General features: G+C 48.0%; 13 protein-coding genes. 8 read left to right on the top strand and 5 right to left on the bottom strand.

From position 1 onward, the window contains the following. Window positions 1-15: 15 nt before the first annotated feature. The 5 genes from PVA48_RS11980 to PVA48_RS11960 form a co-directional block, all read right to left on the bottom strand. The gene (locus PVA48_RS11980) at window positions 16-1,674 is read right to left on the bottom strand and encodes a hypothetical protein (protein WP_423231803.1); all 1,659 of its coding nucleotides are present in this window, start codon (window positions 1,672-1,674) and stop codon (window positions 16-18) included. Continuing rightward, entirely contained in the window at window positions 1,581-3,242 is a 1,662-nt protein-coding gene (locus PVA48_RS11975) for a glycosyltransferase family 10 domain-containing protein (RefSeq protein WP_423231802.1), read from the bottom strand. Before PVA48_RS11975 ends, PVA48_RS11980 begins: the two co-directional genes overlap by 94 nt. Continuing rightward, a complete protein-coding gene (locus PVA48_RS11970; RefSeq protein WP_180973626.1) occupies window positions 3,221-5,260 on the bottom strand; it encodes a hypothetical protein in 2,040 nt (679 codons plus the stop codon). The genes PVA48_RS11975 and PVA48_RS11970 overlap by 22 nt, the downstream gene beginning before the upstream one ends. 332 nt (window positions 5,261-5,592) lie before the next feature. Then, window positions 5,593-7,737: an alpha-1,2-fucosyltransferase gene (locus PVA48_RS11965; RefSeq protein WP_423231801.1), complete on the bottom strand. Its 2,145-nt coding sequence runs from the start codon at window positions 7,735-7,737 to the stop codon at window positions 5,593-5,595. A 127-nt stretch (window positions 7,738-7,864) separates the two neighbouring features. Beyond that, window positions 7,865-8,899, bottom strand: a complete 1,035-nt coding sequence (locus tag PVA48_RS11960) for a glycosyltransferase (protein WP_423231800.1) — start codon at window positions 8,897-8,899, stop codon at window positions 7,865-7,867. 262 nt (window positions 8,900-9,161) lie between these two features. On the opposite strand from PVA48_RS11960, the gene PVA48_RS11955 reads away from it, so the two are divergent. The 8 genes from PVA48_RS11955 (at window position 9,162) to PVA48_RS11920 (ending at window position 13,997) form a co-directional block, all read left to right on the top strand. Next, entirely contained in the window at window positions 9,162-9,320 is a 159-nt protein-coding gene (locus PVA48_RS11955) for a hypothetical protein (protein WP_022397449.1), read from the top strand. A gap of 284 nt (window positions 9,321-9,604) precedes the next feature. Next, window positions 9,605-9,826: a hypothetical protein gene (locus PVA48_RS11950; RefSeq protein WP_423231799.1), complete on the top strand. Its 222-nt coding sequence runs from the start codon at window positions 9,605-9,607 to the stop codon at window positions 9,824-9,826. Then, a complete protein-coding gene (locus tag PVA48_RS11945; protein WP_215709519.1) occupies window positions 9,823-10,887 on the top strand; it encodes a hypothetical protein in 1,065 nt (354 codons plus the stop codon). Before PVA48_RS11950 ends, PVA48_RS11945 begins: the two co-directional genes overlap by 4 nt. Beyond that, on the top strand, window positions 10,868-11,287 hold the full coding sequence (locus tag PVA48_RS11940) for a hypothetical protein (RefSeq protein ID WP_423231798.1): 420 nt from the start codon (window positions 10,868-10,870) through the stop codon (window positions 11,285-11,287). The genes PVA48_RS11945 and PVA48_RS11940 overlap by 20 nt, the downstream gene beginning before the upstream one ends. Further along, window positions 11,253-11,852 (top strand): RHS repeat domain-containing protein, encoded by a 600-nt coding sequence (locus PVA48_RS11935; RefSeq protein ID WP_423231797.1) that lies wholly within the window; start codon window positions 11,253-11,255, stop codon window positions 11,850-11,852. The genes PVA48_RS11940 and PVA48_RS11935 overlap by 35 nt, the downstream gene beginning before the upstream one ends. A gap of 78 nt (window positions 11,853-11,930) precedes the next feature. Then, the gene (locus tag PVA48_RS11930; protein WP_180975138.1) at window positions 11,931-12,611 is read left to right on the top strand and encodes an alpha/beta hydrolase; all 681 of its coding nucleotides are present in this window, start codon (window positions 11,931-11,933) and stop codon (window positions 12,609-12,611) included. Between the two features lie 60 nt (window positions 12,612-12,671). After that, window positions 12,672-13,184, top strand: a complete 513-nt coding sequence (locus PVA48_RS11925) for a hypothetical protein (RefSeq protein ID WP_423231796.1) — start codon at window positions 12,672-12,674, stop codon at window positions 13,182-13,184. Window positions 13,185-13,673: 489 nt separating this feature from the next. Then, the gene (locus PVA48_RS11920) at window positions 13,674-13,997 is read left to right on the top strand and encodes an ankyrin repeat domain-containing protein (RefSeq protein WP_423231795.1); all 324 of its coding nucleotides are present in this window, start codon (window positions 13,674-13,676) and stop codon (window positions 13,995-13,997) included. Window positions 13,998-14,013: the final 16 nt, after the last annotated feature.

Below are 14,013 nucleotides of genomic sequence, written 5' to 3'. Positions count from 1 at the left end.
GATTTTGCGAAACGCCTAGGCGGATATACGCAGATTTCTCACCTCCCCATGGTTCCCGCTTTCCGTTTCCATCATCCGGAACATTTCTTCAATCCAGGATTGAACCAATGCCGGCTTTTCCTTTACCAGATGTACGATTTTTCCGTGAACAACAGTATGATGTTCCTTGCTGCCAGCCTGATAGGCATATGTTTTCAGAAGGTAAGGAGCCAATCTGTTCGTCGCTTCTTCATCAAGAGTCCAATGTTGACTGGTACTGTAAAAGGCAAACAAACAAAGTCCGGAGGATTCCGGCTGCTGAAGCAGTTTGAGTGGATCTCCATAACGCTCCAAAAGATTTTTAAACGGTCTTTTTTTCCTTATCTGTTCATGAGATGGGGAAACTTTTATTCCCCGGTATACAGGAGACTGTCCACTTAAATCCACCGGCCATGGGCATCCCCACACGCCAATATGAAGATGCGGGAAATCCTTTTTCAATCGCTGCGCCAGAATAAGGGCTGCAAACGCATCCTTGCAAATCCCCATCAGCAGGACGGATTGAAGCCGGGGCATCTTTCGTATTCCTTTTTCAACATCACGATACATGCGTTCCAGCAGCAGCAACCCCTCCCATTGATGATACCTCATGCCGATAAAAGGACGGCTGGAATGCCGGAACACGGAGTTATAGCCGTCATACGGGTTGATGAGCAATTCCCGCGCGTATTTGTTCACTTCATTGATGGTAGAAGAATAATGATAGTCAAGGTACTGATATTTACCCTCTTCCATCCTCAGAAATTCTTCAGTCCCCCAGTTATCCCATTTAAGAACGAGTTTGTTTTCATCATGTTGAAGTATGGTTGCGTGGTCATTGCGGTGAAGCCGGCGTCCCCGTTTTTCATTCATCTGAAATTGGTCTGTCCACTGAGGATGGCTGATGAGAATGGTGTCCACGGGAAGCAAGTCCGGTGCGGGAACATTCCCCTGGGAAGAAACCGGCGGCGCCGGGGCGGAGTAATGAAATTCACCGGCGGCATCTTCCAGAATGGGAATGACTCTTCCGCTGTCAATGAGGGACTGCATGTAGGCATTTTCCGTTGGCGCATGATGCTTTGAAGAACCCGCAGCCCTCAGGTTCATATCCGTATCTCCCAAATAGTAAAGCTGGGCTTCAGGGAATAAATAGTCCGCCAGACAAAGCGCCTTGCTCAACGTGGTAAAATTGCCCGTGCTGCGGTGAACTTCCCCCGGCATGAATTTCCAGTTTTCCAGCCCTTCCCTACAAGCAAATTCATTGGAATAGCCCAATTCTTCATTGTTGAAGTAAATTTCCGGGACTCCGCGTAAAATTTCCATATGCCTTTCCTCAGGGGAAAAAGCCAGGTATCCGGCGAAGCAGGAAACAAGAACAATATCCGTCCTTTTTCCCGCCAGACCGGAATTCAAGTTATCCATTTTGCTGATTCTCATTACTTTGTCGCAAGAGTCGACAAAAGAGGAATAGTTGCGTTTCAAATCACGTTTATTTGAGACGATGCAAATGCGTTTTTTATGCCCTTCTGAAGCCAGAAAACATTGCCAGTCTTTAAATTCACCTAACCGTGACAAGGCTTTCCACTCTTCTTCCGTATCAATTTGCAGACAACAGGGAAAATCATTCGGGTAAGGGCAGGAGCCGTCATCAAACATCGTACCCGATTCCAGAAATTTTTTCCGGGTAACAACATTAATATTTCCGTCAAAAAAATAGAAAATTTCTTGGCGTCCTGTTCCCGATGCGCCAGATGGAAATGTCCCTCCATGTGACCAATCATTTTGGTTTTGCGGGCCGTGTAGGCGGATTGAATTTTCCCTTTTTCCATGTCTTCCGCCATTTGGCGCAACAGGCCCCGACGACGGAAGGGAGAAGTCGGCTGAAGTACGGCGAATATGTCACAGGAGAAACGGGTCAATACCTGGCGTACGCAATTTTCCATTCGGCGGTCGTCCACCGTCTCCCGGAAGCACCGGATGCCTTCCCGACGGCAGCGTTCCAGAACTTCTTCACTGTCCGTACTGACAACCGGAACAAATCCTTCCTGGAGGGCATAGGAAACGGAATACAGGAACAGGGGCCTTCCATTCAACAAGCGCCTGTTTTTATCCGGACAGCGCTCCGAATGTTTTTTAGCCGGAATAATGGCCAGCTTGCGGATGAATTGGGAAGCCGTGTCCTTCCCTTCCGGACAGAACACGGGAAACGGAGTTGCCGCCAGCGATTGGGGCAGCAGAAGTTCCGCCTTTCCCGTCCATTGTTTTCCGTCATCATGACGGGACATGACGGGATAGCCGTGATGCAGACGGCAAGCCTCCGTACGCGGCCTGCCAGTCCGGCATATATTCCCGCTGCATGAAATCATGGAAAAGAATTCTGCCAGACGGTTCATATATTCTCCGATGTCCGGCTGGCCCGGTACAAAAACGGGACCGTCCATATAACTGAGGTAAAGGTCTTCATCCTGATCAAGACGAATCACATATTCAGCCAGGGCCTCCGGGGTGGAAAAGTCCGCGGCATTGACGAACCGGGATGGATTGGCCTCCATCCCTGCATCGGGGGCTCCCCAATAAATGGGAAGGGAAAGAGCGGCAAGAGAATCAAACAGTTTTTCAGTCACGTAACCAGCAGCCGGATAGTTTTCAAAGGCAATCGTGAATTTGCAGGAGGAGCAGAAAGCTATTTTATCCCGAACGCAGGAGCCCATGTTGTTCATGACCATCCCGCCGCAATCTACATGCTTGTACCGGGAAAGCAGGCGCAGGAAATGAATTCTTTCCGGAGCATTCCCATTGGAATACACAAAGCTGCAAAATCGGGTATGCCTGGACAGAAGGGATTTTCTGTCTTTGGAGTATTGTTCTATTTTTCCCGTTCTTCTGACAGGGCCATTGTTCATCCAGCAGGGCATCCTCAAATGACATTCGGGATAAGGAATATCTCCCTTCATGAATGAAATGGCATAATCGCACTCATCCCAACGCGGTTTGACGGATTCCCCCGTATAAAAAACTCGAATCCCCTTAAAGTTCTGATGTTTTTCTCCAAAAACGGAGTAGATTAAAAAATCCGCCTGATCCTGGTCATCCACAACGGTCATGCCCAGTCTTTCCGTCAAAACCGCGGACAGAATATTATCATGTGGATCAAATCCCGGCCAGAAGTCCGCAAAAGCGGCACGTTTGACCTGCCGGGAATTTATATCTGTTGCCTCAACCATGCGTGACCCCCGTGTTTTTGAAGAGATTTATCCTTTACGATCATTTTTACTTTCGGTTTGATCGCCATGAGATTTTTTTGATTAAAGTCCAATGTTTCAGGGAATAAATATTCAGGAGATAAAACAAGGGGATGCCGGCCAATCACATATTTATTGAGGTGGCTTTCATCGTGCCAAACGGCAATGACACCGTCCTCAAGATCCCGCCTGACGGCATCCGCCAACTCCCGGCACATGCGGAGATAGTCTTCAGCCCTTCCCCCGTTAAAGCCTCCGGCGACATAATATTCTCCTTCGGAATGGAGCACCCGCGCCCGGGACATTCCATTTTTTTCGTAGGGGTAAGTGGAACGGGGGCGTTGGTAGTACCCCGGATGAAGCGTCACCATGAGACCCTGCCGGTTCATCGGGAAAATTTCCTGACCGACAGGCCCTACGGGAAGCAAAGTTCCATTCATGAAATAAATGTAGTCATATTGCTGCAATTCCTCCCGAACGGTTAAAAAAGTCTCAAACCTTCTCAAGGTTTCCATGGGCCACGGATAAAACGGCTTGCGGACAAGAGTCACGTCATCGCCGGTTTCCACTTCCGGATGATCCGTGAACAGAAAATAATGCACATCATGCCCTGTCAGGAAATATTGTTTGGAGGCCGCATAAAACTCCTCCCAGAACGTCATATAACGCCCTGTGGCTATAAACAGGACAGCCACTTTTTTCCGGGGAGAAAAAGGTTCCTCCTGTCTGCCGCCGCTCGACAAATAGAAGGTTCCATCCTCCATCTTTTTAAACGCCTCCACGCCCCAGCAATCCCACTTGAGAGTTATTTTCTCATCAGTGACGGAGAGGACGTCCGCTTCGTCGTCCCGTTCAAAACGGCGCGCCCTGTTCCCAAAGACACGGACAATATCATGCCATTGCGGATGATGCACTTCCATGAGACGCTCCTCATTAACCTGATTCGTAGAAATGTTCCAGTTTCTGCCCCGGAAATCTCCCGGAACCAGCCCTCCGCGCATCACGGAAGCATTGCCGGTCTGAATCGCCAGATGCATTGGCAGGGCCATTTCCTGTACATACCGGGTGCGGTTGCTGCTTCCGGTATCCAGCATCATCATGTGCATGAAGTTGTCTTCCGTAAATCCATACCCGGCATGACGGAGCCTGGGCGAGATTTGGGATATCATGTGAGGATTGGTCTCACAAATTATTAATTTTTCCAGCACATCCCGGCTCAATACCAAGGTGGGGCCAAAGCAGCCGAAAAATCCGTTTCCGGAGAAGGGATACCCTCCACGCACGCTTAGATATTCGCCCGGCCCGCAATAAAAGCTGCTGAATTCCGGCGGAAGATGCAGATGGAATTTATTGACTGACTTGAAATAATCCCTTCCGTACAAATCATCGTCGTCAATTTTGGCGAAAAGATCGTAATCGGAAACGTTCAAATCCCTTATCGTGTCCAAGAAATTGGATAGCTGGTTCTTGTTGGGGAAAAGCCGCATCGTCAAACGGCCTTCGTGAATAAAATGTTCAAAGAGAGGGAGCACTGTTCTGCGGTACGTGCCTTCCGGTATCCCCTTGACAGCTGCGAACACATGAAGATTCGGATAGCTCTGATCCATCATGCACCAAATCTGCCTCTGCAAATCCGTCAGACGCTTATAGGATGAGAGACAAACAGCAATTTTGCAATCGGGTCTCTGCTTAGTCCGTTCGTGCTGGTAAAACAGATTGTGGCGGGCCACACGGATCTTGAGGTCTCCATGGCTGTTGGCAGCCTCCAGGGCAATATCAGTCGGCAACCGGTAATCGGCAAAAACCCGGGCCACCCTGGGGCGTCGGGCAGCAGGGATGACGAGAGCATGCGTTCCCCATACGTAGGAGGTATTGGCATCCGTCTTTCCCGTTTTGAAATCTTCAAACAAGATTTCATCAGATTCCCCCGGAGCCCCTTGCGGAGACCATACTGCATGATGGAACAGCCGGAAAATATCCGTCTCCGGATGCTCCTTCATTTCCTTCCTGAGAGCCGTTTCCAAGCGGGAAGAAGCCACCATCGGCACGGCATCGCTTTCTCCGAAAATAATCAGGTCACTCCCAGCATAATTTCTGTCCTCCAGAAGACGTATGAAAGATGCCCTCAGAGAACGGACGTGCGAACGTTCCGCAGACGCCGGGGACCGTCCCAGGTAGGATGCACTTTCCTCTTCCCGCGCATCCCTGAGGGGGAAAGATCCGCGGTAGAGGGATAGAGCTCCAGCTCGTAACCCATCCGGTGCAATTCCGAAGCTCCCTCCGACTTTTCCCCAGGAGACACAATCAAAACACATTTCATAAAATGTACCTGTTAAAGTTTAATCCATTGCGGGCAGAAAATGTCCTGCTCGTCCTCAATCTTTCCGGTAAACCACTGTTTTTGAATAAAAACCCTCTGCTGGTCTCCAAGCCATGCCCCCCACCAGGAAAAGGAGGAACAGGAAAGGACGAGTTCCTGCATGGACGTCAATTCCCGGAGGGCGTCCAGCGTCTCATGCTCATCCATGACTATTTCAAAACGCGTTGCTTCCGGAACGCCCTCCATCAATTTCCGGGCCAATTCCGGAGAATCGGAAAAGACGACCAGCTTACTGATGTTGCCGGAAAGCCTCCGTAAAGCTTCATTAAGAAAGGGAACATCCGGCGTATGGTACATGTCTGTACGGTCAAGATAGTCCCCCATCCTTATATGAACGCCGGCCACGCCCTCCTGGACGGGAGCAATAAGAGGAGCAAACAGGGAACGGATTTCTTCCGCAACATCCTTGAAATACCGCTCACTCTGGAAATACCCTCTCAAGGCGCCGTAGCGAACCGTTTCAGGAATGGGATGGTAGGAAAATCCGGGCTCCCTGTATGTCACGGGATCGTTATATCCGCCGTCCGGGCACAGCGAACAGGCCTCACCCAGATAAGTCATCAGCTCCCAGGTCTCGGAACTGTATCTCCAGGGAATACGGCATCCCACACCCAGCCGGAGAGCATGCGCATAGGCAGCAGCTATCTGGAACAGATGATTGCACGTACGCGAGCCGGGCATAAACTGCGTCGTGACGTAACCGGGAGATGCCGGAACAGAAGCGGGACGCAAGGATAAAAATTTACCGGTAACAGTCTTCTGCGGTTTCCGGGCATCCAGGCAAACCGTGCCCAGCAGGTCAAAAGGATGTTCATCCCTGTCGGATCGCCTTTCAAGACACTGAAGGTGCAAATGGCGGGAATTACCCGGAGCATGCTGGGAAACCTGGAACCCCAGCTCTTCCAAAACATAACTCAGGAAATCGGCAGACCACAGGGATTGTTGCTTGTAGACTTCCATAAATGCACACAAATCATTCTCCGGAGTGTGATTTCCTTTCCCCTGTTTCTTCATGTATTGCCTGAACGCAGGCGTCATCACCCCGCGCATCAGGCGCACGTCCCGGAAACTTAATCGTAAGATTCCTCCGGGTTTTAGAGCACGGAAGGCTTCCGTGAAAAATCGGCAGGCCTCTGCAGACGTTACTGTTCCAATGACATGCTCCAGATAAAAAGCGTCTACGGAATCGTCCTTCCACGGGAGTGGCCTGGTAATATCATAATTGGGAGCGTCCAGATTCAACCAGCCATTCAACCTCCGGGTGCCGCACCCCAAATGGATATACAGCAGAGGAGATTGGTCCATGATTTCCACGTTGCCGAAAGAAAGACGGCGTTCAGCCCATAACCGGGCCAGGGACGGCATGTCCGACCGCTGGAATATCTCCGTTTCAGACCCGATAAACCGTTCTCCCTCCAAAAGGAGCTGCTCCATAGGCCACATCTGCCATTTCAGCTTCAGTTCACCCTTGGAGCCAATGCTCCACCAGCCATAGCAGGAAGTATCCCGCCTCCTGAACGCCCCGTTGGAATAAAACAGCATTTCCCCTTTCCAATGAAGATGAACAACATCGCACACAGCGGAGGGAATTTTGTAATTAAACGAATACAGGGCCTGCATGATGTCGGGAGAACACCAGTGGGCCGTTACCATGTCATTATCCCGTTCCGGGTAATAAACATTGGACATGTAAAGCCGTTTCGTGGATTTCAAGCGGCCTCCGAGCCTGCCTGCCAGTTCACCTACGATCACATCCTCTGCCCCGCATTCCGCAAAACCCGGCGCATTCACCAGCTTTTCCACCATGCTGCGCTTCAGCAGGTAGCCCGCCCCTCCGCTCGGTGAATTGCGAAGCGCAACCATCGCATCCCCAATCAGATCATAATCTTCATCTATCAAGGAGGTCAACCGGCTCAATTCCAAATACGTATCGTCATCACATTTAAAGAGCCATTCAAATTCGTAATTCTCCAGCGCGTAACGAAAGAAGGATTTCACTTTTGCGGGGAGCTCATTGTAGCCATCGGGCGCATCAAGCCCCACCGTATCTTCTTCTTCCCCTCCGGAACCCGGTTTCCTCCTACAAAGAACATGCATTCAACGTTCTGCGCGGGATGGGCCAGCCAGGTAGACCTTACCGCTTTCCGTTTATCTCCCGTTCCATGGCATGAACAAATGCCTACGACAATATTTGTTTTCTTTTTCATGGTTTTTCCTCCCATTTCTAAGCCGGCAGTTTTTCCACCGCGTCAAAGACTTCCTCCCAGCTGGCTACAGACGCTTCCAGCCCTCCAAGCTCCAGTCCACGCTCCCGCGCCGCGTGGGCCATGTCGGACCTCAGGTTGGGCTCGTAGGCCATCTTGCTGGCGTAGTAGATAAAATCCCTTTCATGGTCGCACAGCCATCCGGTCTTGCCATGCTCCACCATCTGCCTCCAGCCTCCACGGTTGTCCACCACAAGCACGCTTCCGCTTGCCATGGATTCAAAACCGACACGCGGCCAGTTCTCCGTCGTGTCCGTCGGCTGGAGCACGATTTGGCAGTGCTTGTAAAAGTCCTGCTGGCTCACCTCCCTCTGGTCGCGGGCCGTGCGTATCCAACTGTAAGGCTCTCCGATTTTCTCCCGGCTCCTCTGGTCAAACCCCAGAAAAAGGCCACGCTTGAAGACAGGCGCCACGAAATATTCATAAATATGGAGCGTATTGGCCGCAAATTTGCTCGCGTCCTGGCGCGAGATGCGCCCGCAGCCGAAGTATTCCTGCGTCCTCTCCTCAATGAAAGGGAAGGATTCGTTGTGGAAGTAAGGCTTGAACGTCATGAAAGCAATGGTAGGGTCGTCGTTGCAGCGCTTGAGCAGGGGCATGTTCTTCTGCCTGACTTCCTCGTTCTGGTAAAGGAACATGGCAATGAGCCCCTGCTTCATGAGTTCCTTTTCCTTGTTGAAAAGCCAGGTCATGCAGTTGACAAAGATGGTGCGTTTGGTGCGCTGGCGAATGGCGGGCATGTTTTCCAGAAATTCTCCGTTGCAAAATCCGATGATGGCATCCCCTTCCTGCAGGACTGTCCAGTCATTGGGAGCGTGGATATGGACGCCCAGACGGATCATTTCCAAATAAAGGGCTTCATTTTCAAATCCGCCGTTGGTGGGGATGATATGCACGTCAATACCCATGTGGAGCCAGACCAGAATCTGGTGGTGGAGTTCGGTTCCCGCGCCCCCGTAGAGACTGGGGAACCCGTTGACATAGATCTTTTTCAATGTGGTGCTCATGAAATAATGGAGTTAGATGTTGAACGAATTCATTGATGGACGCTAGCACGCTGCCTTTTAAGCTGGCAATGGGTAAATTTTGAAAATATGGCAAAGAAATACGTGCCACCGGAGAAGAATCCCCTCCCTTTTCCCACGTTGCCATCCGCCTCAAAAACTCACCAAATATCATAACGTTCCCGACGTGTTTACGTTGCTGGTTTTTGATTCATGGTAGTCGCAACCATTGAACAAACATCATTTCATTACCATGAACAACACTTTCAATATCGGCGCCATGGACACCGTCTATCCCTTCATTCCCATGTACCCCAACGGACAGCCCCAGGGCAACTTCCTGGTCAACGGACTCTCCGCTCCCGTCCTTATCCCCAAACGAACTGCTTCCAACAACACCCGGCACGAATAGTCCGGATACCTCAAGGTCATGGCTCCCGCCACCTGTTTTCTCCACCTTCACGCCCACTCCTCCATCTCCCTTTCCATCCCCACCAAGGATCTGGAACTCTCCACGGAGCCGGGTTCAGACGCATGGTATAACCGAACATCATTGCTTATATTAATTTTATTATTTATTTTAAATATATTATATTTTTTATAAGTATTTTATTATATGATGAAGAAAATCAAAATTTGAGTAAATATTATAGCTTGCACTCTTTCTCTTATTTTCATGATTATAGCATCTTCAATGTGCTGGGTGAAGCCGTGGACGAACGCGGCGCGCTCTCCTGCTCCGGCATGAAAAGCATTCACCGCAGCGCTCCGCCGCTGGACGAGCAATCCACCAGCACGGAAGTGCTGGAAACGGGCATCAAAGTAATCGACCTCATCTGCCCTTTCGCAAAATCGGCGCCTTCGGCGGCGCGGGGGGGGAACGCACCCGTGCAGGGAACGACTTGTACAATGAAATGATAGAATCCGGCGTGATTAACCTGGAAAAGCCGGAGGAATCCAAGGTGGCCCTGGTCATTGATGGTTTTACAGTGAGCCAGACGAACCATGCGGGCATTCATTCCTCGCAGGAACGCTCCTATACCTCTACAGGCATGATTCTGCATCAGACGGATGCCCGGGGCAATGCCACAACGATTGAAACTGACTTAGACGGACGACCAGTCAAATCCACGGATGCAGCCGGCAACGTAACCACCACCAGCTACCTGCCCTGCTGCGATGCTGTGGCTTCCATCACCGATTCCATGGGAGGTACTACTTGCTATTCCTACGACATCCAGGGAAGAAAGATAGCCGAATACGGCACGTCCCTCCAGCCGGCCAGTTTCGCCTACGATGAAGCCGATCGTATGGTCTCACTGACTACTTTCAGGGTGGACGAAGGGGACATCATCACTGATCCTTCCGGCCGCGCCGACGGGGACACTACCACCTGGCTCTACGACGAGGCCACGGGAATGGAACTGAAGAAAACCTATGCCGACGGCTCCTGCGTTCTCAGAACCTACGACCAGTTCAACCGTCCGGAAACCGTCACCAAGGCCAGAGGCATTGTCACGACGTACGCCTATGCTCCATTGACAGGAGAACTTGTCTCCGTCTCCCACAGCGACGATACTCCGGGATGGGAGTTCTCCTGCAATCATCTCGGGCAGATGACTTTTATCCGGGACGCCTCCGGCCTCCGGGAACTTTCCCATGACAGTTACGGCAGAATGGTTCGGGACACTTCCTTTGGAACGGTAGAAAGCAGCCTTCAGGAAGACTTCGACACGTTCGGACGTTCCACCGGCTACCGCCTCATGACCGGAACCCGCACGGTGCAGCACTCCCATCTTGACTACGATCGGAAAGGTGGCATGATTGGGATGAATCTGGATGGTTTGGCCTCTTCCTTCACTTGGGAATACGATGAAACCAGCGGCTTCCTCAACCGGCTCACCTACCCCAACGGCATGGTTCGCAGCAACATCTATCTACCATCCCAAGCTCAACCTCGTGGCTTCCATTGGCTATGAGAAGCAGGGAAATGGAGGCATGGCCGCCGGCCATGAATACCAGTATGATGCCCTGACGCGTCCAGTTCAACGCCGGGACTCCTGGGATGGAACCACTCCTGCCACGCTAAGAGATTTTACCTACAATAGCCGCAGTGAATTGACTGGAGATCAACTCAGGGAGAGAGGCAGCTACAGCTACCGGTACGACAACATCGGCAACCGCAAGACTGCACGGGAACTGGAGGAAGAAGTATCCTACAATGCCAACCGGCTCAACCAGTACACGGACATTACCAGAAATACGGAACCATTCATTCCCACTTACGATGCAGACGGTAATCAGACCAGGATCAAGACCTCGACAGGCATTTGGAAAGTGAGCTATGATGCCAATGACCGCCCTGTGTTATTTTACTGAAGAAGACGGAAGAACCGTGATTACTTGCTCCTACGATTACCAGGGACGCCGCTTTGAGAAAAAAGTAGCAGTTAATGGTTCAACTGTCAGCCATGCATGGTATCTATACCAGGGCTATTTGCAAATAGCTGAACTGGATTTGATGCGTCCTTCTTACAGACTTGTGAAGACCTATCTGTGGGATCCTACAGAATCGACTGCTACGCGCATCCTGATGATGACCAACTGGAAGGAGGATGGAACAAGTGTCAACGAGCATCTTTACTTCATGCATGATATGCTCAAAAACGTCACTTCCATCTTCGACTGTAAGCAGACGCGAAGGGCGCGCTATGAATATGCCTCCCTTGGAGCCCTAATCACGGCGCAGGGCGACAGGGCTCAGGAAAACAAGTTCAGGTTTTCCTGCGAGTTCATGGACGACGAGCTTGGCCTGATCTACTACAATTACCGCTACCTGAATCCTACAGATGGCAGGTGGATTAACAGGGATTCTATTCGGGAATACGGAGGACGAAACTTATATGGATTTATCAAAAATAGAATTTTTAAACAACTTGATTAACTTGGTCTATATATATTAATTAATGCTACTGAATCTGTAAAATACATATATCATGATGGACTGGTTTTTCCTTCAAATTTGTCAGATGCCTATGAAGGAACAATAGGTCATTGTCCAAAATGCGGATGTGTGTTAGTATGGATCCATGGTTATAATACTACTCTAGCAGAAGCGATGACAAGATTTGAAGTGGTTGAAAAAGCTTATAAGAGTTCGGAAGGAAAATGCGATGTTTATGGGTTTGCGTGGAACGGGAATCCTGGTGCTTCAAACTTTAAAGACGCGGTAAAAGGTTCTAGATTTACAGGATCAGGTGCATTTTCTCATTTTCTTAGAGATTTAAAAGCCAAATGTCCTAACATAAAAGTACATATCGGAACTCATAGCTTAGGAGCTGGAGTAGCTCTTGAAGCATTGGCTCATGGGGAAGATATCGGCAATATAGGCAATGTTTTCTTGGCCAATCCTGCAGTTGACAATGAGTCTCTGGAACCAGGAGAAGAATTTGAAAAAGCTCCTGCTAATGCTGATTCTATTCATTTAGCAATCAGCAAAGAAGATGATATTTTAGAATTCGTTTATCCACTTTCTGAATTCAATGTGGCTCTGGGAGAGAATGGCCCAGATCATCCCGAAAATGTGCCAGCAAATGTAATAACTCATGATTTTACGAATGACTTTGGCGACAACCATGGCGCTGTTTATATCCCTTCTAATAATTCGAATTTTTGGAATATAGCCAGCGGATTATTTAAATGATGAATAAATTACGCATTTCTCATAATTTAATTATGCTAGTTTTCTATGAAAATAAAAAAAATGAACAATAAATTGGGAATAGTAAAATTTCTGGTTGGAGTTAGTATATTTATAATTACATTATTCATATTTTTTCCTCTTCCGTTGGTTTATACCTGTCTTTATATCAAATATAGCGTAAATCCATCCGACATAACCCCAGAAGTTTTTGAAAAAACAGTTGATAAGAAACCAAAAGATTTACATAGCTTGTTAAGCATTTTTCGTAAGAAAAGCACATCCATGAATCAATATCTTTCTAAAATGAAAAATATTGATGAAATCCGCGATGACTTAAAGAAAGGAATGCCATACCTAATGAATAAGGTTAAATTTGATAAAATTAATTGGTTTTTTAGTGAAAAAGATAAAGAAAAAGTAAAATATATATACGACATCCCCCTCTTCTCAACATGGTCTCAAGCAGAGGGAATGGGTAATTATGATGCAGTTGGTTACTTTTTTCTTGATGATGAATTGAAAATTCTGAGGATGGAGTATAGGATGTATGATATTAGGTTCCCAATATCTTGAGGGAAGAGCCACGCCTGATATTTATAAAGTGCATCCAAGTTATATGATTCCGATACATATTTTTAATCCCAATGATTCTTTATTGAAGGCAGAAGAGTTATCCAAATTTGCTTGTTGTGTTAAATGAAAATTAAAGAAATATCATTCTGTAAAAGCTGTTTACAAATCATAAAATATTATTTACCTATTTTAAATATAACAAAAAATCTATGCATGATTCTTGTTTTTTTCATAAAAATCATCCACATGAACTTTAAAAACTACAAGTATATCATAAATTATTTAACATGAAAACTAATATTATATTCCTTTCGATTTTTTTAGCATTAAACTTATTAGGATTCTTGTACATCCATAACCCCCAAAAAAGAAGAAACAAGAAATCCCTATATTCCACCTTATTATCTACATTACAATACTCCTGCCTACATTGTAGGAAAAGATATGATTAGAAATTCATTACAATCATACTGGGATTTGTCGTCAAACATGACTCCACAACCAAATCTTAATCCGTATGATAAAAAATGGAATGGAAGCGAAGCAGCCCTTATGTTAGCGGCAGCTATCGGGGATATTGATACCATGAAGAAATTACTCGAATTAGGGGCTGATATTAATGTTGCTTCAAATGAAATGAAGCTACCCTCTATGACCTTTCCCTACAAAGAAACTGCCTTACATTATGCTGCTCGTACAGGACAAATAAGTGCCTACAATTTTCTGATTAAACAAGGAGCTAACCAGAATTTGAAAAATACTGACAGAAAAACAGCCAAGCAATTACTGGAGGCTAAATTAAAAAATAATTAAAATTATCCTGTCTCTT

This window comes from Akkermansia sp. JRP_AM1 (assembly GCF_049262625.1).
GTDB classification, from domain to species: Bacteria; Verrucomicrobiota; Verrucomicrobiia; order Verrucomicrobiales; family Akkermansiaceae; genus Akkermansia; species Akkermansia massiliensis.
This window is presented reverse-complemented; position numbering and strand designations above follow the sequence as displayed.